This window comes from Methylobacterium sp. Leaf93 (assembly GCF_001422345.1).
Classification (GTDB): domain Bacteria; phylum Pseudomonadota; class Alphaproteobacteria; order Rhizobiales; family Beijerinckiaceae; genus Methylobacterium; species Methylobacterium bullatum.
The window spans coordinates 80,196-106,363 of record NZ_LMMS01000003.1; the positions used below are offsets into that span (position 1 = coordinate 80,196).

Annotated in this window: 21 protein-coding genes; 9 read left to right on the forward strand and 12 right to left on the reverse strand. The window is 68.3% G+C overall.

From position 1 onward, the window contains the following. Positions 1–3: 3 nt before the first annotated feature. From ASF26_RS04775 to ASF26_RS04815, 9 genes are all read right to left on the reverse strand, one after another. Positions 4–2,682: a nitrate reductase gene (locus tag ASF26_RS04775; RefSeq protein ID WP_056250300.1), complete on the reverse strand. Its 2,679-nt coding sequence runs from the start codon at positions 2,680–2,682 to the stop codon at positions 4–6. 315 nt (positions 2,683–2,997) lie between these two features. Then, positions 2,998–4,596 (reverse strand): sulfite reductase subunit alpha, encoded by a 1,599-nt coding sequence (locus ASF26_RS04780; RefSeq protein ID WP_056250302.1) that lies wholly within the window; start codon positions 4,594–4,596, stop codon positions 2,998–3,000. Further along, entirely contained in the window at positions 4,593–6,380 is a 1,788-nt protein-coding gene (locus ASF26_RS04785; protein ID WP_056250520.1) for a NirA family protein, read from the reverse strand. The genes ASF26_RS04780 and ASF26_RS04785 overlap by 4 nt, the downstream gene beginning before the upstream one ends. Positions 6,381–6,391: 11 nt before the next feature. After that, positions 6,392–7,615, reverse strand: coding sequence for an FAD-dependent oxidoreductase (locus tag ASF26_RS04790; RefSeq protein WP_056250303.1), 1,224 nt, complete (start codon positions 7,613–7,615; stop codon positions 6,392–6,394). A 16-nt stretch (positions 7,616–7,631) separates the two neighbouring features. Then, positions 7,632–8,426, reverse strand: a complete 795-nt coding sequence (locus ASF26_RS04795) for an ABC transporter ATP-binding protein (RefSeq protein ID WP_056250305.1) — start codon at positions 8,424–8,426, stop codon at positions 7,632–7,634. Between the two features lie 75 nt (positions 8,427–8,501). Next, positions 8,502–9,368, reverse strand: coding sequence for a nitrate ABC transporter permease (ntrB, locus tag ASF26_RS04800; RefSeq protein WP_056250311.1), 867 nt, complete (start codon positions 9,366–9,368; stop codon positions 8,502–8,504). Next, positions 9,368–10,657: a CmpA/NrtA family ABC transporter substrate-binding protein gene (locus tag ASF26_RS04805; protein WP_056250312.1), complete on the reverse strand. Its 1,290-nt coding sequence runs from the start codon at positions 10,655–10,657 to the stop codon at positions 9,368–9,370. The genes ntrB and ASF26_RS04805 overlap by 1 nt, the downstream gene beginning before the upstream one ends. A gap of 321 nt (positions 10,658–10,978) precedes the next feature. Further along, positions 10,979–11,995: a CmpA/NrtA family ABC transporter substrate-binding protein gene (locus tag ASF26_RS04810; protein WP_056250314.1), complete on the reverse strand. Its 1,017-nt coding sequence runs from the start codon at positions 11,993–11,995 to the stop codon at positions 10,979–10,981. Further along, a complete protein-coding gene (locus tag ASF26_RS04815; protein ID WP_056250316.1) occupies positions 11,992–12,579 on the reverse strand; it encodes an ANTAR domain-containing protein in 588 nt (195 codons plus the stop codon). Before ASF26_RS04815 ends, ASF26_RS04810 begins: the two co-directional genes overlap by 4 nt. Positions 12,580–12,828: 249 nt before the next feature. Between ASF26_RS04815 and ASF26_RS04820 the strand changes: the two genes are divergently transcribed. From ASF26_RS04820 to ASF26_RS04855, 8 genes are all read left to right on the forward strand, one after another. After that, on the forward strand, positions 12,829–13,488 hold the full coding sequence (locus ASF26_RS04820) for a hypothetical protein (protein ID WP_056250318.1): 660 nt from the start codon (positions 12,829–12,831) through the stop codon (positions 13,486–13,488). Between the two features lie 160 nt (positions 13,489–13,648). Then, entirely contained in the window at positions 13,649–15,553 is a 1,905-nt protein-coding gene (locus ASF26_RS04825; RefSeq protein WP_082477514.1) for a glycoside hydrolase family 15 protein, read from the forward strand. Positions 15,554–15,589: 36 nt separating this feature from the next. Then, on the forward strand, positions 15,590–17,665 hold the full coding sequence (gene tkt, locus ASF26_RS04830; RefSeq protein ID WP_056250321.1) for a transketolase: 2,076 nt from the start codon (positions 15,590–15,592) through the stop codon (positions 17,663–17,665). A gap of 220 nt (positions 17,666–17,885) precedes the next feature. After that, positions 17,886–20,738 carry a bifunctional transaldolase/phosoglucose isomerase gene (locus tag ASF26_RS04835; protein WP_056250323.1) on the forward strand — a complete coding sequence of 951 codons (2,853 nt, stop codon included), beginning with the start codon at positions 17,886–17,888 and terminating at the stop codon, positions 20,736–20,738. 223 nt (positions 20,739–20,961) lie between these two features. After that, positions 20,962–21,936, forward strand: coding sequence for a phosphogluconate dehydrogenase (NAD(+)-dependent, decarboxylating) (gene gnd / locus ASF26_RS04840; protein WP_056250325.1), 975 nt, complete (start codon positions 20,962–20,964; stop codon positions 21,934–21,936). A gap of 48 nt (positions 21,937–21,984) precedes the next feature. Beyond that, positions 21,985–22,716 (forward strand): 6-phosphogluconolactonase, encoded by a 732-nt coding sequence (pgl, locus tag ASF26_RS04845; protein ID WP_056250327.1) that lies wholly within the window; start codon positions 21,985–21,987, stop codon positions 22,714–22,716. A 94-nt stretch (positions 22,717–22,810) separates the two neighbouring features. Next, entirely contained in the window at positions 22,811–23,035 is a 225-nt protein-coding gene (locus ASF26_RS04850) for an antitoxin MazE family protein (protein ID WP_056142461.1), read from the forward strand. Further along, the gene (locus tag ASF26_RS04855) at positions 23,032–23,355 is read left to right on the forward strand and encodes a type II toxin-antitoxin system PemK/MazF family toxin (RefSeq protein ID WP_056250329.1); all 324 of its coding nucleotides are present in this window, start codon (positions 23,032–23,034) and stop codon (positions 23,353–23,355) included. Before ASF26_RS04850 ends, ASF26_RS04855 begins: the two co-directional genes overlap by 4 nt. 60 nt (positions 23,356–23,415) lie before the next feature. Here the strand turns inward: ASF26_RS04855 and speG are convergent, their stop codons facing one another. From speG to apaG, 3 genes are read right to left on the reverse strand one after another with little or no spacing between them, the layout of a single operon-like run. Continuing rightward, positions 23,416–24,000: a spermidine N1-acetyltransferase gene (gene speG / locus ASF26_RS04860; RefSeq protein ID WP_018044098.1), complete on the reverse strand. Its 585-nt coding sequence runs from the start codon at positions 23,998–24,000 to the stop codon at positions 23,416–23,418. Continuing rightward, on the reverse strand, positions 23,997–25,172 hold the full coding sequence (gene argE, locus ASF26_RS04865; RefSeq protein ID WP_056250331.1) for an acetylornithine deacetylase: 1,176 nt from the start codon (positions 25,170–25,172) through the stop codon (positions 23,997–23,999). The genes speG and argE overlap by 4 nt, the downstream gene beginning before the upstream one ends. Before the next feature lie 4 nt (positions 25,173–25,176). Further along, entirely contained in the window at positions 25,177–25,569 is a 393-nt protein-coding gene (gene apaG / locus ASF26_RS04870) for a Co2+/Mg2+ efflux protein ApaG (protein WP_018044100.1), read from the reverse strand. Positions 25,570–25,701: 132 nt separating this feature from the next. Here apaG and ASF26_RS04875 point away from each other — a divergent pair, with 132 nt between their 5' ends. Then, positions 25,702–26,115: a hypothetical protein gene (locus ASF26_RS04875; protein ID WP_056250333.1), complete on the forward strand. Its 414-nt coding sequence runs from the start codon at positions 25,702–25,704 to the stop codon at positions 26,113–26,115. Positions 26,116–26,168 lie beyond the last annotated feature (53 nt).

Consider the following 26,168-nt stretch of genomic DNA (forward strand, 5'->3'; position numbering starts at 1 on the left):
AGCTTATGCGGCGTCGCGCGCAAGCGCCTGCGGCAGCAGCTTGCGGATCTCTGGGATGCATGAGCCGCAATTCGTGCCGGCCTTGCACGCGGCACCCACCGCCTCGACGCTGTGAGCGCCGGCCGCGATGGTGGCGGTGATGACGTCGAGGCCGACCCCGTGACAGGCGCAGACGGTCGGCCCGGCCGACGCCGTCTCGGCCCGGCCTGAGAGCAGGGCGCGTCGAGCGGAGGGTTCGAGGTCGGAGGCGGCGAAATAGGCCTTCTCCGATTCCCAGCCGGGCTTCGCGTCGCCGGGCGTCAGGGCCAAGCATGCGACGAGACGCTCCCCGTCATAGGCGGCGAAGCGGTAGCGGCCACGGGCATGGTCGGCATATTCGGCGATCTCGAGGCCCTGGAACATTCCCCTCAGCATCAGCGCGACCTCGCGCGAGCTCTCCTGGGTGGCGAAGTGCAGCCCGGATCCACCCTGGATCGTGGCACGCGCCCACCACCAACCGGCCGGAAGCGACCGCTGCTCGCGGGTCAGCAAAAAGCCGCGGCTGCGATAGACGGCCGGCGCGATGGCGGACGGCGTCGCCTTCAGCTCGGGCTGCCCGGAGACCGGATCGGGGATGCCGCGTGCGAGGGCGCCGACGCGTCCCTCCGACGCGGTGGCCCCGCTCCAGTGGAAAGCCGCGAAGAGGTCGCCCCGGCGCATACCCTCCCCCACCATCACCTCGAGCACCGCCGCGCCATGCGCGGTGGAGACCGTGGCGAGGCCGCCATGGACCACGCCCATCGCGGTTGCGTCGTCGGGGTGGATCTCCACGAAAGGCACGTCGCGATGGGCCGAGAGGCGCTGGCTCTTCCCCGTGCGCGTCATCGTGTGCCAATGATCGCGCACGCGTCCGGTATTGAGCACGAAGGGGAAGTCCGGGCTCACGGCCTGCGCCAGGGCCGGGGGCTGCACGGCGACGAAGCGGGCGCGCTTGTCGAAGGTGAAGAACTGCCCGTCGGCGAAGAGGCGCGGCTTGCCGTCCTTGGCCCCGCGCTTCGTCAGCGGCCATTGCAGCGGCTTCGCGCCGGCATAGGTCGCGTCCGAGATATCGCTCACCGCGCCGATGTCGAAGTCGCGGGTGCCGTTGTTCTCGAAGGCCGAGAGCGACGCGTGCTCGCGGAAGATCGCGGCGGCGTTCGGATACGCGAAGGCCTCGCCGTGGCCGAGGCGCTTGGCGACGTCGCTGATGATCGCCCAATCCGCCCGTGCCTCGCCAGGGGCCTTGAGGAAGCTGCGCTGGCGCGAGATGCGCCGCTCGGAATTGGTGACGGTGCCGTCCTTCTCGCCCCAGGCCTGGGCCGGCAGCAGAACGGTCTTGCGGCCTGTCGCCATGGCGGTGTCGCTGTCGGCGACGGCCTCGGACACGACGTAGAGGTCGAGGCCCTTGATCGCCTCGCGGATCGCGTCGGCACGGGGCATCGACACGACGGGGTTGGTGCCCATCACCCAGAGGGCCTTGATCTTGCCGCGTTCCACCGCCTCGAACAGGGCGACGGCCTTCATGCCTTCGCCGGTGATGATGTTGGGCGCCGACCAGAAGCGGCGGACCCGGTCCACCTCCTCGGGCGCGAAATGCATGTGGGCGGCCAGCATGTTGGCGAGGCCGCCGACCTCGCGCCCGCCCATGGCGTTGGGCTGGCCGGTGAGGGAGAACGGCCCCGCGCCGGCCTTGCCGATGCGGCCGGTGGCCAGATGGCAGTTGATGATGGCGTTGCCCTTGTCGGTCCCCTGCGCCGACTGGTTCACCCCTTGCGAGAAGGCGGTGACGACGCGCTTCGTGCGGGTGAACAGCGCGAAGAAGGCGCCGACATCCGCCTCCGACAGCCCGGTTGCGGCGGCCGTGGCGGCGATGTCCGGGGCGATCGAACGGGCGCGCTCCAGGGCCCCGTCGAGGCCGGTCGTGTGGTCGAGAACGAAGCGGTAATCGAAGGCGCCCGCGCTCGCGAGATGCACGAGGAGGCCTGAGAACAGGGCGGTGTCGGTGCCCGGCTTCAGGCCGAGGAAGAGGTCCGCCTCCTCCCCCGTCTGGGTCCGGCGCGGGTCGATCACGACGAGCTTGGTGCCGCGCTTGGCGCGGGCATCGACCATGCGGCGGAACAGGATCGGATGGCACCAGGCGGTGTTGGAGCCGACCAGCACAATGAGGTCGGCCTCGTCGAGATCCTCGTAGCAGCCCGGCACCGTGTCCGAACCGAAGGCACGGCGGTGGGCCGCCACCGCGCTCGACATGCAGAGGCGCGAGTTGGTGTCCACATGGGGCGTGCCGAGGAAGCCCTTCGCGAGCTTGTTGGCGACGTAGTAATCCTCGGTGAGGAGCTGGCCGGACAGGTAGAACGCGATCGAATCCGGGCCGTACTGCTCGGCGACCTTCCGTAGCCCGCCGGCCACGGTGCCGAGTGCCGATTCCCAGCTCGACCGCACGCCGTCGACGACGGGATGCAGCAGGCGGTTGTCGAGGGACAGGGTCTCGCCGAGGGCGGAGCCCTTGGAGCAGAGGCGGCCGAAATTGGCCGGGTGCTCGGTATCGCCGGCAATCCCCGCGCCGCCCTGCCCGTCCGGTGTGGCGATCACGCCACAGCCGACGCCGCAATACGGGCAGGTGGTCTTCACGGCGGCGGCGGGTGCCTGGACGTGCGCGTTCATGGCGAAATCCTCGGCGAATTCCAGGGTTCGAAGGGCAGCAAGAGTCGGGCCGGATCGCGAGGCCGAACCCTTCCCCGCAGGGCGGAACAATTGACGATGAGGCGCACCGTCATTCCGGGGCGCCGAAGGCGAGCCCGGAAGCCAGACGCACCGGCGGTGCCGGACTTTGCACCGCCTGTGGTTCTGGATCCCGGGTTCCGCTGCGCGGCCCCGGGATGACGGGCCGATGCCAGAGGCCTCCGCACGAGCGGACAGGCATCTGCGAGAGGCCTCCCCAGAGAGCCTTGCCCGATGAGGCGAAGGCTATTCCCGTTTTCAGTACACGTCGGCCTGATACCGCCCGGTCTTCTTCAGATGGGCGAGGTAGGCCACGGCCTCGTCGGGATTCTTGCCGCCATGGGTTCCGGCGACGTCGATGATCGCCCGCTCCACATCCTTGGCCATGCGCTTGGCATCGCCGCAGACGTAGAAATGGGCGCCGCCTTCGAGCCATTTCCACAGGTCCGCGCCGTTCTCGCGCATGCGGTCCTGCACATAGGTCTTCTCGGTCCCGTCCCGCGACCAGGCGAGGGACAGGCGGGTGAGCACCTTGCCGTCCTTCAGCGCGTTCAGTTCGTCCTTGTAGAAGAAGTCGCTGGCCTGGCGCTGGTGGCCGTAGAACAGCCAGTTGCGTCCCGGCGCCTGGGTCGCGGCGCGCTCGCGCAGGAAGGCGCGGAACGGCGCGATGCCGGTGCCCGGCCCGCACATGATCACGTCCTTCGACAGGTCCTCCGGCAGGGCGAAGCCGTGCGCCTTCTGCAGGTAGACCTTGACCGTGGTCTTCTCGGCGATGCGTTCGCCGAGATGGGTCGAGGCGACGCCCAGACGCAGCCGCGAGCGGTGGTTGTAGCGCACCGCGTCGACGGTCAGCGAGACCCGGCCCGGATCGGCCTTGGGCGAGGAGGAGATCGAGTAGAGTCGCGGCTGCAGCTCGTCGAGGGCTTCCAGGAAGACCTCCGCGTCGGGCCGGGCGCCGGGGAACTTGTGGAGCGCGCCGAGCACGTCGAGATAGGCGGCGTCGCCGTCCGGGTCCTCGCCCGCCGAGAGCGCCCGCGCCTTCTTGCGGGCCTCCCCCGAGGTGAGGAGGGAGAGGAGCTGGTAGAGCCCGTCCGGCGCGGCGCCCAGGGAGTAATCCCTGATCAGCCGGTTCCGTAGGGTCTGGCCGCCGATGATCCGTTCCGGCCGGGTGCCGAGTTCGGCGATCACCGCATCCACCAGGGCCGGCGGGTTCGAGGGGAACAGGCCGAGGGAATCGCCGACCACGTACTCGATGGGCGTGCCCGTGAGATCGATCTCGACATGCCAGGTCTCCTTCTCGCCGCCCGGCTCGTTGAGGCGGGTGCGGGACAGGAACACGGCTTCCACCGGGTTCTCGCGGCAATAGCCGAGCGGTCCGAGGGGCGCCTCCGCCTTGGCCTCGCCCTCCCCCGCTTCGGCCGCCTTCGCGCCGCCGCCCGCGCCGAATTCCTCATCCAGCTTCTTGAGCATGCGGAGGGTGTCCTTGCCCCCCGGCTGGCACAGGTTCAGACGCTCTTCCTTCTTCAGGAACAGAGCGTTGGCGTAGTCGGCGCAATTGTAGCCGCACTGCCCGCAATCCTGCTGGGCCATGGCGGCCATGAGCTTCTGGGGCTCGGGACGCTCCTTGGCGAGCTCCATCCGGTCGGGCAGCGGCATCGACGGATCGTGCCAGGGCGCGTCGTCATTGTCGGCGAGCTTCGGGCCGCTGCCCGTATCGCCGGGCGCGAGGGCCGTCGCGCCCTCCACGGCGGGGCCGAGCAGGGCGGCGAAATAGCCCGACAGCCAGGAACGCTGATCCGGGTTGAACGGGGCGTTCTCGGGGATGAGAACGAGCGGGGGGATGACGTGCTCGCTCATGCTGCGGCCTTCAGGACGGGTTGATCTTCGGCGAGGTTGCGGAGGGTCTCGGGGCCGGTGCGCGCGGTGAAGGCCTGGAAGCTCTCCTCCCGGCTCTCGCGGCGGCCGAGATAGCTGCGCAGCAGCGCCTCGATCCGCGAGGGGCAATCCTCCGCCTTCACCGCCTTCCAGATCTCGGTGCCGATCTTCGGGCTGTCGCCGAAGCCGCCGCCGACGACGATGTCGTAGCCCTCGACGGTGTCGCCCTCCTCCGAGACGACGACCTTCGCGCCGATGAGGCCGATATCGCCGATGTAATGCTGGGCGCAGCTATGGTGGCAGCCGGTAACGTGGACGTTCACGGGCACGTCGAGTTCCGGCAGGTGGGCCTCCATGTAATCGGCGATGACGAGCGCGTGGCCCTTCGTGTCCGAGGCGGCGAACTTGCAGCCCTTGTTGCCGGTGCAGGCCACGAGGCCGGCGCGGATGCTGGAGGCTTCCGTGGTGAGGCCGAGCGCTGCCACGCGGGCCTGGACCTCGGCCACCTTGGCATCGGGCACGCCGGAGAACAGGAAGTTCTGCCACACCGTCATGCGGATGGCGCCATCGCCGCATTCCGACGAGATCTTTGCCAGTTCGCGCATCTGGTCGGAGGTCATCTTGCCGACAGGCAGGATCACCCCGATCCAGTTCAGGCCCGGCTGGACCTGTTTGTGGACGCCCACATGGGAGAAGCGGTCCATGGGTCCGCGCGGGGCGAGATGGGCCGGGTCGACCCGGTCGAGCTTGTAGCCGAGCTCGTCTTCCACGGCGGCGAGGTACTTGTCGAAGCCCCAGGCATCGAGGACGTATTTCATCCGGCTCTTGTTGCGGTTGGTCCGGTCGCCGTTCTTGATGAAGACCCGCAGGATCGCGTCGGCGACCTTGTTGCAGGCCTCGGGCTTCAGCACCACGCCGGTGTCGCGGGCGAGATCGCGGTGGCCCGAAATGCCGCCGAGCACGAGGCGCATCCAGATTCCTGGCTCCACGGCCGCGCCATCGAGGACCTTCACCGCCTGGAAGCCGATATCGTTGGTCTCCTCCAGCACCGGCATCACGCCGCCGCCATCGAAGGCGACGTTGAACTTGCGCGGCAGGCCGTAGAGCGAACGGTCGTTGATGATCCAGTTGTGCCAGGACTTGGCCAGGGGCCGCGTGTCGAGGAGTTCCTGGGCGTCGATGCCGGCCACGGGTGAGCCGGTCACGTTGCGGATGTTGTCGGCGCCCGAGCCGCGCGCCGTGAGGCCGAGATCGATCAGCCCGTCGAGGAAGGGCTGGCCGTGCTCCGCCGTGATCTCGCGGACCTGGAGGTTGGCGCGGGTGGTGACGTGGCTGTAGCCGCCGCCATGGGCATCGGCGAGATCCGCGATACCGGCGAACTGCCAGTGCTGCAGGATGCCGTTGGGGATGCGCAGGCGGCACATGAAGTCGCCGCTGGCCGGGGCGAGCCAGAACAGGCCGTGATAGCGCCAGCGGAAATTGTCCTCCGGCTTCGGGGCCTTACCGGTGGCGGCCTCGGCGATGAGGCGGTTGTGCCCGTCGAACGGGTTCTCGGCCCGCTTCCACTTCTCCTGGTCGCAGAGCTTGCCGCCGGCCTTCACCGTGGCGTCCTGGGCCTTGATGTGGATGGCGTCCGGGCCGGTGGGCTCGGAGGGCGCGGCGGCACCCTGCCCGAGGGCGAGGCCGCCGGTGAGGCGGGCGGCGGCGATGCCCGAGGCGAAGCCTTCGAGGTAGCGCTTCTGCTCGGCGTTGAAGTCGTCGGCCATGGAAGCCTCCATCATGCTGCCAGGGATTGGGAATCGGGGGCGTGGACGCGCCCGAACATCAGGTCGTCACGGTGATCGGCGATCGGTTCGCCGGTGCGGATCAGCGTCTTGCACCAGCCCTGTTCGGCGATGTCGCCGACGAAGACGGCGCCGAGGAGCTTGCCGTCGCCGATGATCAGCTTGCGATAGAGGCCGAGGCCAGGGTCCGACATCACCACCGTCTCGGCATGTTCGGGTGCTTCGATCTCGCCGGCCGAGAAGACCGGCAGGCCCGAGACCTTGAGGCTGGTGGCCAGCGAGGTGCCGAGATAGGCGGCCTCCTCGCCGACGAGGTGGCGGCTCAGCACTTCGGCCTGGTCGTAGGCGGGTTCCACGAGGCCATAGACCATGCCGCGATGCTCGGCGCATTCGCCGAGCGCGAAGATGCGCGGATCGGAGCTCGTCATCCGGTCGTCGACCTTGATGCCGCGCCCGACTTCAAGCCCGGCGCCCTGGGCGAGGACGGCATTGGGGCGTACCCCCACCGACATCACCACGAGATCGGCCGGCAGCACCGTACCGTCCGACAGGACGAGGCGCTCGACCCGCCCGTCGCCCTCCACATGGGCGGTATCGGCCTTGAGCAGGACGCGCACGCCGCGCGATTCCATGGCGCGCTTCACCAGGCCGGCGGCGTGGTGGTCGAGCTGGCGCTCCATCAGCCGGTCCATGACGTGAAGCAGCGTGGTGTCGACCCCGAGCCGCGCGAGGCCGACGGCGGCTTCCAGCCCGAGCAGGCCGCCGCCGATGACGATGGCCTTGGCGCCGGTGACCGCCGCTTTCCGGATCGCCGCCACATCGGCGAGATCGCGAAACGTGATGATGCCGGGCAGGTCCATGCCGGGCTTCGACAGCCGGATCGGCAGGGAGCCGACCGCGAGGACCAGCTTGTCGAAGGGCAGGACATGGGTCTCGCCGACGATGACGAGGGCGTTTTCCCGGTCGACCTGCGTCACCGGCGCTCCGGTGATGAGGCGGATGCCGTGCGCCTCGTACCAGTCGAGGCCCCGGAAGGCGCAGGCCGCCTCATCCACCTCGCCGCCCAGCAGCGACGAGAGCAACACGCGGTTATAGGCCGCCTGCGGCTCGGCACCCACGACGGTGACGTCGTAGCGACCGGGCGCGCGCTCGGTCAGCCGCTCCAGAAAGCGCAACGACGCCATGCCGTTGCCGATCACCACCAGACGCTCCTTCATGACCTGCGTCCGATCCTCACGCCGCCATGGCGGGTTTGGCGTGGCGGGCATAGAGGAACTCGAGCACGGCGGCGCGGGCATGGGTGTAGGTCGCGTCCTCCACCAGATCGAGGCGGCGGCGGGGACGCTCGAGATCGACCTTCAGGATCTCGCCGACCGTGGCCGAGGGGCCGTTGGTCATCATCACGATCCGGTCCGAGAGCAGCACCGCCTCGTCGACATCGTGGGTGATCATGATGACGGCGTTCTTCAGCCGCGCATGGATGTCCATCAGCGAGTCCTGCAGATGGGCGCGGGTGAGCGCGTCGAGCGCCCCGAACGGCTCGTCGAGGAGGAGCACCTTCGGCTCCATGGCGAGCGCGCGGGCGATACCGACGCGCTGCTTCATGCCGCCCGAGATCTCGTTGGGGCGCCGGTCGGCGGCATGGGTCATGTTCACGAGGGCGAGGTTGTGGTCGATCCATTCGGACCGCTCGGCCTTGGACTTCTTGCCCTTGAGCACCTTTTCCACGGCCAGCGCCACGTTCTCGCGCACGGTGAGCCAGGGCAGCAGGGAATGGTTCTGGAACACCACGGCGCGGTCCGGGCCGGGGCTGTTCACCTCCTTCTCTTCCAGGAGGACGCCCCCGGTGGAGGCCTTGAGCAGCCCGGCGACGATGTTGAGCACCGTCGACTTGCCGCAGCCGGAATGGCCGATCAGCGAGACGAACTCGCCCTTGTCGATCTTCACGCTCACGTCGCGCAGCACCTCGTTGGTGCGCCCGGAGCGGGTGAAGCTGATGCCGACATTCTCGATGCTGAGATAGCTCATGGGTCTCGTGTCCCTCTGCGAGAGGCGGTCGGGGCACGGCGCGGGGTGAAGCCCCGACGCGCCGCGCGGAGGCGTTCAGGCGGTGGCGCCGCGGGTGACGAGGGTGCCGATGAAGGCCACGAACCGGTCGAGGAAGAACCCGATCACCCCGACATAGACGAGGGCGACGATGATCTCGGAGATGTGCGACGAGTTCCAGGCATCCCAGATGAAGAAGCCGATGCCGACGCCGCCGATGAGCATCTCGGCCGCCACGATGGCGAGCCAGGACAGGCCGACGCCGATGCGAAGCCCCGTGAAGATGTAGGGAGCCGCCGAGGGCAGCATGATCTTCACGAAGAATTCGAGCGGGTTGAGGCGCAGCACTGCCGCCACGTTGCGGTAATCCTGCGGGATGTTGCGGATGCCCACCGCCGTGTTGATGATGATCGGCCAGATCGAGGTGATGAAGATCACGAAGATGGCGGAGGGCTGGCCGTCGCGGAACGCCGCGAGGGAGAGCGGCAGCCAGGCGAGCGGCGGGATCGTGCGCAGCACCTGGAAGATCGGGTCGAGGCCGCGCATGGCCCAGTCCGACTGGCCGATCAGGGTGCCGACCAGGATGCCGACCACGGTCGCGAGGGCAAAGCCGAAGGCAACGCGCTGGATGCTGGCATAGATGTGCCAGAACAGGCCCTTGTCGGTGCCGCCATTGTCGTAGAACGGGTGGGCGATGATGTCCCACGCCTCGGTGACGACGCGCGAGGGCGGCGGCAGCCCGGCGGTGGGCCGCGAGCACAGCAGCTCCCAGATCACCAGGAAGGCGATCAGAACCACGACCGGCGGGATCAGGTTGACGGCGATCTGGCGGAACGTCGCCAGGGTCACGAGGGGCTTGCGCGGGGCCTTGGCCGCCGGCTTCGCGGCGGCTCCCGTCACGGCGATGCTGGAGGTGTTGGCCATCACGCGATCCTCTTGATGCCGAGGCTGGACAGGTAGGCGGCGGGATCGGCGGGATCGAAGACCTTGCCGTCGAAGAAGGTCTCCTTGCCGCGCGACGTGGAGCTCGGGATCGCGGTGACGCCCAGCGCCTTCGCGGCGTCGCGCCAGATGTCCTCGCGGTTCACCTTGGCGATGAGCGCCTTGGTGTCGGTCTGCGCGTCGAACTTGCCCCAGCGGATGTCCTCGGTGAGGAACCAGAGGTCGTGGCTCTGGTAGGGGTAGGAGGCGTTGTCGGCGAAGAACTTCATGACGTAGGGGCTGTTCTCGACCACGCGGCCGTCGCCGTAATCGATGGTGCCCTTCATGCGGCCGGCGACGTCGCCGACGGGGATGTTGATCCACTGGCGCTTGGCGACGATTGCCGAGAACTCGTCCCGGTTCTCGGGCTTGTCGCACCACATCTGCGCTTCCAGCACCGCCATGGTCAGGGCCTTGGCGGCGATGGGGTTCTTCTCGACCCAGGAGGCGCGCATGGCGAACGCCTTCTCCGGGTGGTCCTTCCACAATTCGCCGGTCGTCAGCGCGGTGTAGCCGAGGCCCTGCTGCACGAGCTGCGCGTTCCACGGCTCGCCGACGCAGAAGCAATCCATCGTGCCGACCTTCATGTTCGCCACCATCTGGGGCGGCGGCACGACGATGGTCTCGATGTCCTTGTCGGGGTCGATCCCGCCGGCCGCGAGCCAGTAGCGGATCCAGAGGTCGTGGGTTCCGCCGGGGAAGGTCATGGCCGCCTTCACCGACTTGCCGGCGGCCTTCTTCTTCTCGATCGCCGCCTTGAACACCTTGGAATCGAGGGCGACCTTGGCGTCCAGATACTCCTTGGCCACCGAGATGCACTGGCCGTTGGTGTTGAGCCGGGCCAGGATCTGCATCGGCACGGGGACGTTGTTCTGCGTCACCCGGCCGGCCGAGATCAGGTAGGGCATCGGCGTGAGGATATGCGCGCCGTCGATGCCGTTGCCCTCCGAGCCGAGCACGAGGTTGTCGCGGGTGGTGCCCCAGCTCGCCTGTTTCAGCACCTCCACGTCGGGCATGCCGTGCTTGGCGAAGAACCCCTTTTCCTTGGCGACGAAGAGCGGGCCGGCGTCGGTGAGGGCGATGAAGCCGAGCTTGGCGCCCTTCACCTCGGGTCCGGCCCCCTGCGCGAAGGCGCCGCCGGGCAGCGCAGTGCGCGCCAGGGCTGCCAGCGACAAGGTCGCGGCGGCGCCCTTCAAGAGGCTGCGGCGGCTGTTCTGAAACCCGTCAGTCATGGAAAACTCGATCCCCCGAAGCTTAAGCATTCGACCCGAAGACGAAAAAAAACCGCCGCCCAAACGCAACCGAAGGCAGCCGCGATAGCGCGCCAACGGGTTACTTGGGTCAGCGGCTCTGCCGACATTCGTGCCCGTCGCCGTTGACGAGCGTGATAGGCACAGCAGGTTCCGTGCCAAACGCCGCTCAGCCTGTAACGGCTCTAAGGCCGAAGGCGGTTCGGACGGCGCGAGGGGGCATACGGCCCGGGCGCGGCGGTGGGGCGTGCGTTGCACAATCGAAAGGCTTGTCGTGCCGCCAAAAGCGGCGTCCAGCCCCGATCAGCCGCTCAGAGCGGCATCGAACAGGTCCGGGCGGTAGATCGCACGGGCGGCGGCGCGGAGATCGTCGGAGGCGACAAGCTGTCCGGACAACTCCGCCTCGCCGATGAACCAATCCGCATGGGCGGGGTCCGGCCGGTGTGCCCGCTCGCCGAATAGGGCGAAATGCGGGTCCCGCCGCCGGCGCCCGTCGGAATCGACGACCACGTCCCCCGTGAGCGCCCGTTCGAGAATCGGCGCCGGTACATTCAGGTAGCCATCGCGCGAAAGGAGGGAGGCGAGTTCGGCGCTGTTGCCGGGATCGGCGCACCAGCGCCCGGCCCGGTCGAGGACCCGCACCAGGGGGGCGCAGCGCGGCGCCTCCGATTCCGGCAGGGCCAGAACCTTCTCCGGGCAATCGGGCAGGAGTTCGCTGCCGAGGACCGCGATGCGGCCATACCCCTCCGCCACGGCGACGCTGTTCCAGGGGCTGCCGACGCAGAACCCGTCGATGAGTTCGCGCCGCAGCGCCTCGGCGATCTGTGGTGGCGGGATCACCACGAGGCGCGTCTGCGTGTCGAGGTCGAGGCCGCCGCGCTCGGCGAAGATCCGAAGCTGGTAGGTGTGGCTGGAGAACGGATGCACCGTGCCCAGTGTCAACGGCCTCCCTTCCCGCTCCCGCCGCGTGGCGATGCGCGCGAAAGCGGCGGCCACGGTGTCAACCTCGTTGTCCGCGGACTCCATCGCCTCCCACAGGGGGCGGGACACCGTGATCGCGTTGCCGTTGAGGTTGAGCGCCATCGGCACGCAAAGCCGGGTCTGCGGCCCGCTCAGCCCGAGCGCGCTGGCGATGGCGAGGGGCGCCAGCATATGCGCGCCATCAAGATGGCCCACCGCCAGCTTGTCGCGCAGGGTCGCCCAGGACGGCTCGCGCACGAGGTCGAGGGTGAGCCCCTCGGCCTTGGCGAAGCCGAGCTCCGCCGCCGCGATCAGGCTCGCCGCATCCACGAGGGGGACGTATCCGAGTGCGAGCCTCATCCGAACAGGTCCGCCGTGGTGACGATGGCGCGGGCGATGTCGGCGATCTTGCTCTTCTCGTTCATGGCCTTGCGCCGCATCAGCTTGTAGGCCTCCTCCTCGGAGAGGGAGCGGGCGGCCATGAGGATGCCCTTGGCGCGCTCCACGATCTTCCGGTCGGCGAGTTCGCCCCGCGCCTCCACCAGCTCCCGCTGCAGCCGGGCGAAGGCCTGGAACCGCAGGATGGCGATGTCGAGGATCGACCGGATGCGCTGGGGATGCAGTCCGTCCACCACATAGGCCGAGATCCCGGCATCCACCGCCGCCTGCATCATCGGCGCGTCCGAGCGGTCGACGAACATCGCCACCGGCCGCTCCACATGGCGGGACAGGCCCGACATCTGTTCGAGGATGTCCCGGCTGGGGCTCTCCAGATGGATCACCACCACGTCGGGATTGAGGGCGGCCACCTGCGCCGGCAGGTCGGCGGTGTCGGGGATGATGACCACATCCGCGATTCCGGCGGCGCGCAGCCCCTCTTCCAGGATCGCGGCGCGGGCTCGGCTCGGATCGATCACGGCGACGGTGAGGGATGGGTCTGTCATCGGGGCCCAATGGGCGGCGGTACGGCCGGTGCCTGCCGGCGGGAGAGGGCAAGACGCATACCGAATGAGCCCCTCGCCGAACAGGCCGTTCGGCGGCACGGATCTACCCAGGACCGGTGGCGCGGAAAAGCAGCGCCACCGATTCATCGTCTCCGGTATGTTTTGATACGATCGGGAAAGGAAATGGCCCAGCTTCCGCCGCAAACGCGAGCGCTAATGGCGGTGTCGAGGCGCGGGTGAGGTGTTCGGATGGTGGAGTGCCGTATATCGCAGCCTGTCGAGAACGCCCTCGCCGCCGAGGCCGGGACCGGCATGGCGCTTCCCCTGCTGCCGACGATCGTCGTCGCGGCGATCGTGTCCGCCGCCTCCTTCCTCTGCCAGACGCCCTCCGCGCCCATTCCCGAGACGTCCGCCAGCACGCGGATCGTCGAGATGGAAAGCCGGACGGCGCAGGTGAGCCCGATCGAGACCGCCGATCTGGGCACGGCCTTCGTCCCAGCCGCCTTCGCCTTCCGCGATCAGTTTCCGCTGCGCGACCTCGTGACGACGACCGCCAGCGTCGCGCCGCGCCGCGCGACATCCCGCACCGCCGCCGTGAAGCCGTCTCAACGCCGGCCCGATTCCGCGCGGTCCGAAATGGCGAAGACCGAAGCGGCGAGGCCCGACGCCAACCGGGTTCCGTCGGTCGCCGCCGCGAAGGCCGCCGTCTCGCCCGAGCCGTTCCGGGTCGAGGCCGAGGCGGACGAGGAACTCATTCCGCATCTCGCCCTGCCCTTCGCGCCGGCGATCTCCGCGATCAGCCGGGCCGGCAGCTTCGTCGGCACCCAGAGCGCGGCGGTGGGCGCCGAGGCCCTGGCCCTCGGCAATGTCGTGACCGGGCTCGTCGACCGCCTGCCGTTGCGGCCCTGATCGCACCGGCTCACGCATCACGCGCGGTTTCGGGCCGGTCCGGCCAGTCTTTCAGAGCTTTGCCGCTGGATTCTCCCCCTGTCGGGGACTAGGTGAGCCTTCGTCGACGAGACGGGCGCGAGGACCGCATTGCCGCGGGGGCCCGGCGGCAAGGATGGGCATGGCGGGACGGATCGAGGATTACGCGCTGGTCGGCGATGGCCGCACCGCTGCGCTCATCGGGCGCGACGGCAGCATCGACTGGCTCTGCTGGCCCCGCTTCGATTCCGCGGCGTGTTTCGCCTCCCTCCTCGGCACCGAGGAGCACGGGTTCTGGAAACTGTCCCCGGCGGACGGCGCCGCCACGATCTCGCGCTGCTACCGTGAGGGCAGCCTCGTCCTCGAGACGCGCTATGTGACCTCCGCAGGCGAGGCCAGGGTGATCGACTACATGCCGGCCAACGATGGCTCGCACATGGTGCGCATCGTCGAAGGTCTGTCCGGCTCGATCGACATGCGCATGGTCCTGGCGGTGCGCTTCGATTACGGGCTCGCGGTTCCGTGGGTGTCTCACAACGAACTTGGTGACCTGCGGGCGATTTCCGGCCCCCATAAGGTGGTTCTCCGCACCCGCGCGCGCCTCGATGGGGTCGGCCAGACCACAGTCTCGAATTTCACCGTGGCGAAGGGCGAGAGCCTGTCGTTCTGCCTGAGCTACGGCCCCTCGCACGAGGACGACCCGCCTCCGATCGAGCCGCGCAAGGTGCTGTTCCAGACCGACCGCTACTGGCGCGACTGGTCAAGCCGCTGCGCGTCCGGCACGCCGTGGGACGCCATCCTCAAACGCTCGCTGCTCACGTTGAAGGCGCTGATCTACACGCCGACGGGCGGGATCGTGGCCGCGCCCACCACCTCCCTGCCCGAGGAGCTCGGCGGCGTACGCAACTGGGATTACCGGTTCTGCTGGCTGCGGGATTCGACCTTCACCCTGATCGCACTGATGGATGGCGGCTTTCTCGACGAGGCGCGGGCCTGGCGAGACTGGCTGATCCGCGCGGTGGCCGGCAATCCGGAGCAGGCCCACATCCTGTACGGCATCGCCGGGGAGCGTCTCCTGCCCGAGATCGAGCTCGACTGGCTTCCCGGCTACGAGGGGTCGAAGCCGGTGCGGATCGGCAATGCCGCGGTCGACCAGTTCCAGCTCGACGTCTACGGCGAGATCTTCGACGCACTCTACCAGGCCCGCCAGCGCGGCCTGCTCGGCGATGCCGATGGCTGGCGCGTGGGCCTCGCCCTGCTGGAGCATCTGGAGAAGGTCTGGAGCGAGCCCGACGAGGGCATCTGGGAGGTGCGCGGCGGGCGCCGCCACTTCGTCCATTCCAAGGTCATGGCCTGGGTCGCCTTCGACCGGGCCATCCGCTCCTTCGAGATGGGCGACGGGCCGCCCGCCCCCGTGGATCGTTGGCGTGCGATCCGCGACCATATCCACGAGGAGGTCTGCGAGAAGGGGTTCGACAAGGAGCTGAACAGCTTCGTCCAGTATTACGGGGCCAAGACCCTCGATGCGAGCCTGCTCCTCATCGCCCATATGGGCTTCCTGCCCCAGGACGATCCTCGTGTCGTCGGCACGGTGGAGGCCATCGGCAAACACCTGATGCGCGACGGATTCGTGCTGCGCTACGACACCGAGGATGACAATACCGATGGTCTGCCCGGCGGCGAGGGGGCTTTCCTGCCCTGCAGCTTCTGGTACGCCGACAATCTGATCGGCCTCGACCGCTGCCACGAGGCGCGGGAGCTGATCGAACGCCTCATCGGCGTCTGCAACGATCTCGGACTCGTGGCCGAGGAATACGACGTGGGAGCCAAGCGCCTTGTGGGCAATTTCCCCCAGGCGTTCAGTCACGTCACGTTGGTGAACACGATTTTGAATTATAGTCGTGCCAGCGGGCCGGCGCGGGAGCGCAGTGAGAAATCCGCCCTCGCCCGGGCCACATCGCCGAACCGGGCGAGTTCTCCCGGCCAGGCGAGTTCTCCCAGCCAGGGTGGCGCAAATCTAGAAGGCGCCGCGGCCCAGCACAGCTGATCGCCGCAGCCCCGTAAAGAGTAGGAAGACGAGACCATGAGCGGAGCCGAGACCAAGCCGAAGGGCGACCTGAGCGAGATCGACAAGCTCTCCATCGACACCCTGCGCACCCTGGCGATCGACGCGGTGCAGAAGGCGAATTCCGGCCATGCCGGCGCGCCGATGGCGCTGGCGCCCGTGGCCTACACCCTGTGGAACCGCTACCTGCGCTACGACCCGGCGCATCCGCATTGGCCCAACCGCGATCGTTTCGTGCTCTCGGCCGGTCATGCCTCGATGCTGCTCTACGGGTTGCTGCACCTCGCCGGGGTCGCCCAGACCGATGGCGGCAACGAGCCGGCCGTCTCCATCGAGGACATCAAGAACTTCCGCCAGCTCGACAGCAAGACGCCGGGCCACCCGGAATACCACTTCACCACCGGCGTCGAGACCACGACCGGGCCCCTCGGCCAGGGCGTCGCCAATTCCGTCGGCATGGCGATGGGCGGCCGCTTCCTCGGCGAGACCCTGAACCGGCCAGACCTGCCGCTGTTCGACTTCAACGTCTACGCGATCTGCTCGGACGGCGACCTGATGGAAGGCGTGGCCGCCGAGGCCGCCTCCATCGCCGGGCATCTGCGCCTGTCGAACCTGTGCTGGATCTACGACAACAACACGATCACCATCGAGGGGCACACCGAACTCGCCTTCTCCGAAGAGGTGGCGACGCGCTTCCTCAGCTATGGCTGGCAGGTGTTGCGGGTGGCCGACGCCAACGACGTCCACGCCGTCGCCTCCGCCCTGGAGACCTTCCTCCAGTCCGGCGACCGTCCGACCCTGATCGTGGTCAACTCGATCATCGGCTATGGCGCCCCGAACAAGCAGAATACCTCGAAGGCGCATTCGGACGCGCTCGGCGTGGACGAGGTCAAGGCCGCGAAGCGAGCCTATGGCTGGCCCGAGGACGCCCAGTTCCTGGTGCCGGACGGGGTCAGGGAGAATTTCCAGGCCGGGATCGGCGAGCGCGGCGCTACGCTCTACGCCGATTGGGAGCGGTTCATGGCCGAGGCCAAGTCCGCCGAGCCGGCCCTGGCCGAAAAGATCGACGCCCTCCTCACAGGTCGCCTGCCCGACGGCTGGGACAAGGACATCCCGGTCTTCGAGGCGGATGCCAAGGGCATGGCTACTCGCGAATCCTCCGGCAAGGTGCTGAACGCCATTGCCAAGAACGTGCCCCACCTGCTCGGCGGCTCGGCGGATCTTGCGCCTTCCAACAAGACCAAGCTCGAATTCGAGGGAGCCGGTACCCTCTCGCCCTTCGAGCCGGGTGGCCGCAACATCCATTTCGGCGTGCGCGAACACGCCATGGGGTCGATCGTCAACGGTCTGGGGCTCGTGGGCCTCAGGGCCTACGGCGCGACCTTCCTGGTCTTCGCCGACTACATGCGTCCACCCATCCGCCTCGCCGCGCTGATGGAACTGCCGGTCTTCCACGTCTTCACCCATGATTCGATCGGCGTCGGCGAGGACGGGCCGACCCACCAGCCGGTGGAACAGCTGCTGACGCTCCGCGCCATTCCGGGCCTCATCACGCTCCGCCCGGCGGATGCCAACGAGGTGGCGGAAGCCTATCGGGTCATCATGGGCCTGAAGGAGCAGCCGGCCGTGCTGGCCCTCTCCCGGCAGCCGTTGCCGACCATGGACCGCTCGACCTATGCCAGTGCCGCCGGCACCGCAAAGGGTGCCTACGTGCTCGCCGACAGCGAGGGCACGCCCGACGTGATCCTCATCGGCACCGGATCGGAGGTGCAACTCTGCGTCTCCGCTTACGAGGCCCTGAAGGCCGAAGGCATCAAGGCCCGCGTGGTCTCGATGCCGTCCTGGGAGCTGTTCGAGCGCCAGGACGAGGCCTACCGCAACAGTGTCCTGATCCCCGACGTTCTGGCCCGCGTCGCCGTCGAGCAGGGCTCGGTGATCGGCTGGGACCGCTATTCCGGCTCGTCCGGGACGATCATCGGCATGCACACGTTCGGCTCCTCGGCGCCGATCAAGGACCTGCAGGCCAAGTTCGGCTTCACTCCCGAAAAAGTGGCGCAGGCCGCCCGCGACCAGATCGCACGGCACAAGAAGTAGGGATCGAGGGTTCCCTGAAGGACGGAACGCACGTCCCCCTCCCCCTTGTGGGGAGGGGTGGGGGTGGTTGGGTGACCCGCGGGCCGCGGAGGCCAGCGGAGCCACCCCCACCTCCGGCTCCTCCCCACAAGGGGGAGGAGAGGCGCGCATCCTGACAACGAGTGTTGAACGACGCCGCCCGTTCCCAAGCGGCACGACGACCACGACGAGGAGTTTTCGCATGAACCCGCTCAAGGCTCTCTTCCCGGAACAGGGCCAGGCCGTGTGGCTCGACTTCGTCGCCCGCGGTTTCATCGCCGATGGACGCCTCAAGACGCTGGTGGACGAGGACGGCCTGCGGGGCGTGACCTCGAATCCGTCGATCTTCGAGAAGGCGATCGGCGATTCTACGGAGTATGACGGGGCGCTGAAGGAGGTCATGGATGCGGGCGATGCCCGCGTCATCGATCTCTACGAGGGCTGCGCCATCGCCGACATCCAGGCAGCGGCCGACGTGCTGCGCCCTGTCTACGAGGCGAGCTACGGCGCCGACGGCTATGTCAGCCTCGAAGTCTCGCCCTACCTCGCCCTCTCGACGGAGGATACGCTCGACGAGGCCCGCCGCCTGCACAAGACGGTCGCCCGCGACAACCTGATGGTGAAGGTGCCCGCCACCCCGGCCGGCATCCCGGCGATCCGCGCCCTCACCGCCGACGGGATCAGCATCAACGTCACCCTGCTCTTCGGCCAGGATGCCTACGAGGAGGTGGCCCGCGCCTTCATCGCCGGCCTCGAAGAGTTCGGCGCCAAGGGCGGCGACGTCTCGAAGGTCGCCAGCGTGGCGAGTTTCTTCATCAGTCGTATCGACGTCGCCGTGGACAAGGCCCTCGACGCGAAGATCGCGGAGGCCAACGATCCCGACGAGAAGGCGGAACTGGAAGCCCTCAAGGGCAAGGTCGCCATCGCCAACGCCAAGCTCGCCTACCAGCGCTACAAGCGCATCTTCGCCGAGCCGACATGGCAGGCGCTCGCGCAGAAGGGCGCCAAGGCGCAGCGCTTGCTCTGGGCTTCCACGGGGACCAAGAACAAGGCCTATTCCGACGTGCTCTATGTCGAGGAGCTGATCGGGCCGGATACGGTCAACACCATGCCGCCGGCCACGATGGACGCGTTCCGCGATCACGGCACGGTCAAGCCCGCCATCGAGGAGAATGTCGGTGACGCCGAGGCCGTGATGGCCCGTCTGGCCAGGGCCGGCATCGATATCGGGGCGGTGGCCAAGCAGCTCGTGGAGGAAGGCGTCCAGCTCTTCATCGACGCTGCCGACAAGCTCCTCGGTGCGGTGGCGGGCAAGCGCGCCGATTTCCTCGGCGCCAAGCTTGACGGCCAGACCCTCATCCTCGGCGATGCCATCGGCGCTGAGGCGAAGAAGGCCGTCGAATCCTGGCGCGCCTCGGGCTCGATCCGCCGGCTCTGGGCGCACGACAAGACGGTCTGGTCGAATGCCGACGAGGACCAGTGGCTCGGCTGGCTCCGCATCGTCGAGGACGAACTCGCCCGCGTCTCCGAATACCAGGCCTTCGCCGAGGACGTCCGCCAGACCGGGTTCTCCGACGTGGTCGTCCTCGGCATGGGCGGGTCGAGCCTCGGCCCGGAAGTGCTGGCCGAGACATACGGTAGCCGCGACGGTTTCCCGACGCTGCGCATCCTCGATTCCACCGATCCCGATCAGGTCCGTGCCGTGGAAAGCGCGGTGAACCTCGAGACGACTCTGTTCATCGTCGCCTCGAAATCGGGCTCCACCCTCGAGCCCAACGTGTTCCGCGACTATTTCCTCGGCCGGATGAAGGCGCTGGTCGGCGAGCGGGCCGGGGCGCATTTCGTGGCCGTCACCGATCCCGGCTCGGCCATGGAGGCGGCGGCCAAGGCCGACAATTTCCGCCGGATCTTCTACGGGGTGAAGCAGATCGGCGGGCGCTATTCGGTGCTCTCGGCCTTCGGGCTGGTCCCGGCGGCGGCGTCCGGCATCGACGTGAAGCAGTTCCTCGACACGGCGCGGACCATGGTCCGCTCCTGCGGCCCGGCCGTGCCGCCCGCCCAGAATCCCGGCGTTCTGCTGGGCACCGCCATGGCGGCAGCGGCACTCCATGACGGTCGTGACAAGGTGACGTTCATCGCCTCCCCCGGCATCGACACGTTCGGGGCCTGGGCAGAGCAGCTCATCGCCGAATCCACCGGCAAGGACGGCCGGGGTCTCATCCCCATCGACGGCGAGCCGGTGGGCGTGCCGGCGGTCTATGGCCGCGACCGCTTCTTCGTCTACCTGCGCCTCGACAACCGGGCGGACGCGCAGCAGGACGAGGCCGTGCGCAGCCTGGAGCGCGAGGGCCATCCCGTTGTCCACATCACCATGGTGAACGAGGAGCAACTGCCGCAGGAATTCTTCCGCTTCGAGATGGCCACCGCCGTCGCCGGCGCCCTGCTCGGCATCAACCCGTTCGACCAGCCGGACGTGGAAGCGAGCAAGATCGAGACGAAGAAGCTGTTCGATGCGGCCGAGAAGAGCGGCGCGCTGCCCTCCGAGACGCCGCTCGTCGAAGACGAGACCATCGCCCTCTACGCCGACCCGGCCAATGCCGGGGCGCTGCCGCAGACGGCGGAAGGGTTCGAGGCGGCCCTGAGAGCTCATCTCGCGCGGATCAAGGACGGCGACTACGCCGCGCTGCTGGCTTACGTCGCCCGTAACGAGGTGCACCACGCCATCCTGCAGGAGGCGCGCATTGCTCTGCGCGACAAGCGCAAGGTCGCGACCTGCCTCGAATTCGGGCCGCGCTTCCTCCACTCCACCGGCCAGGCCTACAAGGGCGGTCCGGATACCGGAGTGTTCCTGCAGATCACCGCCGACCCGTCGGAGGATCTCGCGATCCCCGGTCGGGCGCTGGGCTTCGGCACCGTGGTGGCGGCTCAGGCGCGGGGCGATTTCGCGGTCCTGGCCGAGCGCGGCCGCCGGGCCCTGCGCGTCCACATCAAGGGCGGCGACGTGGAGGCCGGGCTCAAGCGCATCGCGGCGGCGATCAAGGCGGCGGTGTTGTGAGGACAGCGGGATGACCCGGAATCGCCGGATCATTCCAACCTACTACCTCATCCTGAGGTGTCCGCTCCTGCGGGCCTCGAAGGAGGACTCCAGAGATCACCGTGCCGGCTGGAGGGCTCCTTCGAGGCCTCCGCTGCGCTGCGGCGCCTCAGGATGAGGTGGGTTGATAGGACCACGCATCGGTGCTCGGGCTGACGAGGCCCCCTCAATCAGGAGATCCCCAATGCAACTCGGCATGATCGGCCTCGGCCGGATGGGCGGCAACATCGTCCGGCGCCTGCTGCGGGACGGGCACACGGCCGTGGTGTTCGACCAGAACCCGGAGGCCGTGGCGGCCCTGGTCGCCGAGGGGGCCACCGGGGCGGCGAGCCTGGAGGAGTTCGTCGCCAAACTCGAGGCGCCGCGCGCGGCCTGGGTGATGCTGCCGGCGGGCGCGATCACCGAGGCCACGGTGGCCAAGCTCGGCGACCTCATGCAGGCGGACGACGTCATCATCGACGGCGGCAACTCCTTCTACAAGGACGACATTCGGCGGGCGGCGACCCTGAAGCCGAAGGGCATCCACTACGTCGACGTCGGCACGTCGGGTGGCGTCTGGGGCCTGGAACGCGGCTATTGCATGATGATCGGGGGGAGCAACGACGCCCTCGACAGGCTCGACCCGATCTTCAAGACCTTGGCACCGGGTGTTGGCACCATCCCGAAGACGCCTGGCCGCGAGGGCCGCGATACCCGCGCCGAGGAGGGCTACATCCATGCCGGGCCGAGCGGGGCCGGGCATTTCGTCAAGATGGTCCATAACGGCATCGAATACGGGCTGATGCAGGCCTATGCCGAGGGATTCGACATCCTGAAACACGCCAATTCGAAGGATCTGGCCGAGGACCAGCGCTTCGACCTCAATATCGGTGACATCGCCGAAGTCTGGCGGCGCGGTAGCGTGGTCTCGTCCTGGCTCCTCGACCTGACCGCCGGGGCGCTGGCGGGCAACGAAGCCCTGGACGGTTTCTCCGGCTTCGTCGCCGATTCCGGCGAGGGGCGCTGGACGCTGAACGCGGCCATCGAGGAATCGGTGCCGGCCAATGTTCTCTCGGCCGCCCTCTACGCCCGCTTCCGCTCGCGCGAGGACGCCTCCTACGCGGACAAGCTGCTCTCGGCCATGCGCAAGGGCTTCGGCGGCCACGTCGAACCGAAGTAATTTGCCGGGCAGACGATCGAGGACCAGACCAGAAGGAGGCGTCTCCGCATGATCCCGCTACCGAACAACGCGGAAATCTTTCCCGATGGCGAGAGCGTCGCCCGCGCGGCGGCGGACCGCCTTGTGTCCCTCTGCGCCGAGAGCAAGCAGGAGCGCATCGCCATCTGCCTCTCCGGCGGGTCCACGCCGAAGCGGCTCTACACCCTGCTGGGCGGACCCGACTATGTCGGTGCCCTCCCCTGGGACCGGCTGCACTGGTTCTTCGGCGACGACCGGTTCGTGCCCTGGACCGATGAGGCCAGCAACATGCACATGGCCCGCGCGGCGTTCGGGGACGCCCCGATCCCCGATGGCCATCTCCACGGTATTCCCACCGACGGGACGCTGGAATCGGCGGCTTCCGCCTATGCCGAGACCCTGAAGGGCTTCTACGGAGCCGATAGCCTCGACCCCGCCCGTCCGCTCTTCGACCTCGTCCTCCTCGGCCTCGGCGAGGACGGACACACGGCCTCCCTGTTTCCGGGCAAGCCCGCCGTGGATGAACGCGAATCCTGGGTCGCCGCCGTGCCCGAGGCCGGGCTCACGCCATTCGTGCCGCGCGTCACCCTGACCTTCCCGGCGCTCGCCTCCTCGCGTCAGCTTCTCGTGCTGGTGACGGGGGCGGGCAAGCGCGAGCCCCTCACCCGCATCGCCGGGGGCGAGGACCTGCCCGCGCGCCATATCTCCAGCACCGGCACCCTGACATGGCTGCTCGACCGTGCGGCGGCCGATTTCGGCTGAGACCGAGGACAGGCAGTCCGTCAACGTCCTGGCCCCTTGGCATGGTCGCATGCGTAGCCTACGTTACATGTAACGGGTCGGGAAAGGACTCGTCATGTCGGCAACTGTCGGTCAGCGCGTCAGCAAGCGTCGTGATGCGCTCCGGGCAGCCGGCCTCCGGCCCATCCAAATCTGGGTGCCCGACACCCGAAGGGCGGGCTTTGCCGAAGAATGCGCGCGGCAGGCTCGGGTCGTCGCGGCGATAGATGCGGCCGATCGGGAACTTGATGCCTTCATGGAGGCGGCGCTCCTCGATATGCTCCCTGAGCGCGAGGCATGAAGCGGGGCGATCTCGTCACCATCGCCATGCCCGGCGATTTCGGCAAACTTCGTCCAGCTCTCATCATCCAATCTGACGCGTTCGTTGAAACCGGCACGGTCACGGTGCTGCTGATATCCGGCACGCTGGTCGAGGCTCCCCTGATCCGCACGACCATCGAGCCGACTGAGGCCAATGGCTTGAAGAAACGCTCACAGGTCAGGGTGGACAAGGCCATGTCCGTGAAGCGTGAGAAGATTGGCGCACGGATCGGCTATCTCGATGCCGAAACGATGCTGGCGGTGACGCGGGCGCTGGCTGTGTTCTTCGCCATTGCCTGAGCGCGGATCGCTGCCTGGGCGATCGCACGAGGCCGATCAGAGACCGTCCGGGACCGACGGCTACGACTTCAGCACCGGCTCCGAAATATCGCCGCTGCCGCGCCGGGCCAGGTATTCCGGTTGGAACAGGCACATGCGCACCGCGTCGCGGTACTTGCCGTTGACGAAGAACTCGTCCTTCAAAATGCCCTCGGGCACGAAGCCGCAGCGTTCGTAGATGCGGACGGCACGCGCATTGTCCTTGTCCACATGCAGGTAAAGCTTGTGGATATTGAGGACGCTGAAGGCGTAATCCATGGCGATGCGGGTGGCGCGCGGCGCGTAGCCCTGGCCCTGGAAAGCCGGATGGATCGCGATCTGGAATTCGCAGCGCCGATGCAGGTGGTTGATCTCCACGAGCTCCACGAGGCCGGCCGGCGCGCCCTCCGAATTGGCGATGATGAAGCGCCGCTCTGTCTGGTTGTGGATGTTGCGCTCGTAGAGCTGCGCCAGTTCGGCGAAGGACTCGTAGGCCTCCTCGAACCAGTAGCGCATGATGCTGTCGTTGTTGTTGAGCTGATGCACGAACATCAGGTCTTCGCGCTCCAGCGGCCGGAGCTTCACCGGGCCGTCGGCCGCGATGGTGCGGGGAGCGAACTTGCTCATGGAGTCACGACGCATTCCGTGATGAGACGGCGCATGAACGCCTCGCCGGCCTCGAGGGCGGCGAGGGTGATGTACTCGTCCGGCTGGTGGGCCTGGTCGATGGAGCCGGGTCCGCAGACCACGGTGGGGATGCCCGCCTTCTGGAAGCGTCCCGCCTCGGTGGCGTAGGAGACGGAGATGGTGTGGTTGCGACCCGCCACCCGCAGGGTCAGGCGCTCGGCCTCGGAGCCCGGCTCGGGGGCGAGGCCCGGCACCGCCACCTCTTCGATGGTCTCGATCCGCCCGTAATTCCCGTAGCGGTTGAGCCGGTCCTTCAGCACCGTTTCGACCTTGGCGGCGAACAGGGCCGGGATCTCGGCCATGTCGAGATCGGGCAGGCCGCGGAACTCCCAGTGGAAGGTACAGATCTTGGGCAGGATGTTGCGCGCCGTCCCGCCGGAGATCGTGCCCACATGCACGGTGGTGGAGGGCGGGTCGAAGCGGCCCGATGCGTCGCCCCGCTCGATCATCGCATCGGCGATGCGGTTCAATTCGGAGACGAGCTCGGCTGCCGCCATCACCGCGTTGGCGCCGAGCATGGGCTTGGCCGAATGCGCCTCGTGGCCGTGGACGGTGGTGAGATAGGTCACGATGCTCTTGTGCGCGTCCGCCACTTCGAGATCGGTGGGCTCGCCCACGATCACCGCGCCTGGGCGGGGCAGGTCCTTGCCGAAGCGGGCGATAGTGTCGGCGACGCCGAGGCAGGTGGTCTCCTCGTCGTAGGAGAGCAGGATATGGATCGGCCGCTTGAGGTCAGCGGCGAGCATGTCCGGCACGGCGGAGAGCGCCAGGGCGCAGAAGCCCTTCATGTCCACGGAGCCGCGCCCATAGGCGCGCCCATCCGCGATCCGCAGGGTGAAGGGGTCGCTGCTCCAGGTCTGTCCCGTCACCGGCACCACGTCGGTATGGCCAGAGAGGACGATACCGCCATCCACCATCGGGCCGATCGTCGCGAAGATCGCTGCCTTGTCGCCCGCTTCATTGGGGATGCGCACATGGCTCACGCCCCAGCCGTCGAGATAGGCGCAGACGCCGTCGATGAGTGCGAGGTTGGAGCGCGAACTCTCCGTGTCGAAGGCGACGAGGCGCGCCAGCAGGTCGAGCGTGCTCAACCGTTCTCCGCCGCCCGACATCGGCTTAATGGACGCTGCGGCGGACGTGCGGCGAATCGAGGGAGAAGGCGGGGATCTCGGCCTCGAAGCTCTCTCCGGCGGTGGTCGACATGGTGTAGCTGCCGGCCATCAGCCCATCGGGCGTGGTGAGCGGGCAACCGCTGGTATAGCTGAACGACTCGCCGGGGCCGAGCACGGGCTGCTTGCCGACGACGCCGGCGCCGCGCACCTCCTGGGTCTCGCCGCGCCCATCGACAATGCGCCAGTGGCGCGAGCGCAGCTGCACCTGCTCGGAACCGTTATTCACGATCTCGACGGTGTAGGCGAAGAAGTAGCGGCTCTCGTCGGGCGAGGATTCCTCCTCGACGAAGCGGGGCTGGACGGTCACGCTGATGCCGCGCGTCTGGGCCTTGTACATCGCCTTCAAAGCCTCCCGTGCCGTCGCCCACCAATAAGCGACATAGCCTTTTCGCCGTGGTACGTCCCGGGCGAAATCGCGTCAATCATGCTGAATGCGGGGCTGCCCGCTCCAATGGGAAGGTCGTGCCCCGTGGTCGAGGAGACCGTCTCGCCCCTGCCCGCCCCGTTTCCGAGCCGGGCCGTCCTCGCCAGCCTCGCCATCGCTCTCCTGGCCGGTGCCTTCGCCTGGAACGCGCCGGAGCGGAACGGCTGGGCGGCGCTCGCCCTGGGGGGAGCGCTGGTGCTCGACGGCCTCGCGCTGCTGGCGGGCGCCTTGCTGGCCCGGCGCGGCCCGGCGCCCCGGATCGCCGGGCTGCCCTCGCTGGTCCTGGCCTTCGGCCCGGCGGCCGGGCTCGGCGCCGTGCTCTTCGCCGTGGCGCTCCTGCTCTGGCCCGCAGGCTTTCCCCCTCTGGCCAGCGCGCTGGCGGGCCTGATCGCCATGGGGGCCATCGCCCGCCTCGTCGTCGCCTGGATCGTGCTGCGGATCGATCACGAGGAGGCTTAACCGCGCCTTCAGCGATGCGGTAGGATGGTGCGTCGAACCATGCGGCATTCCTG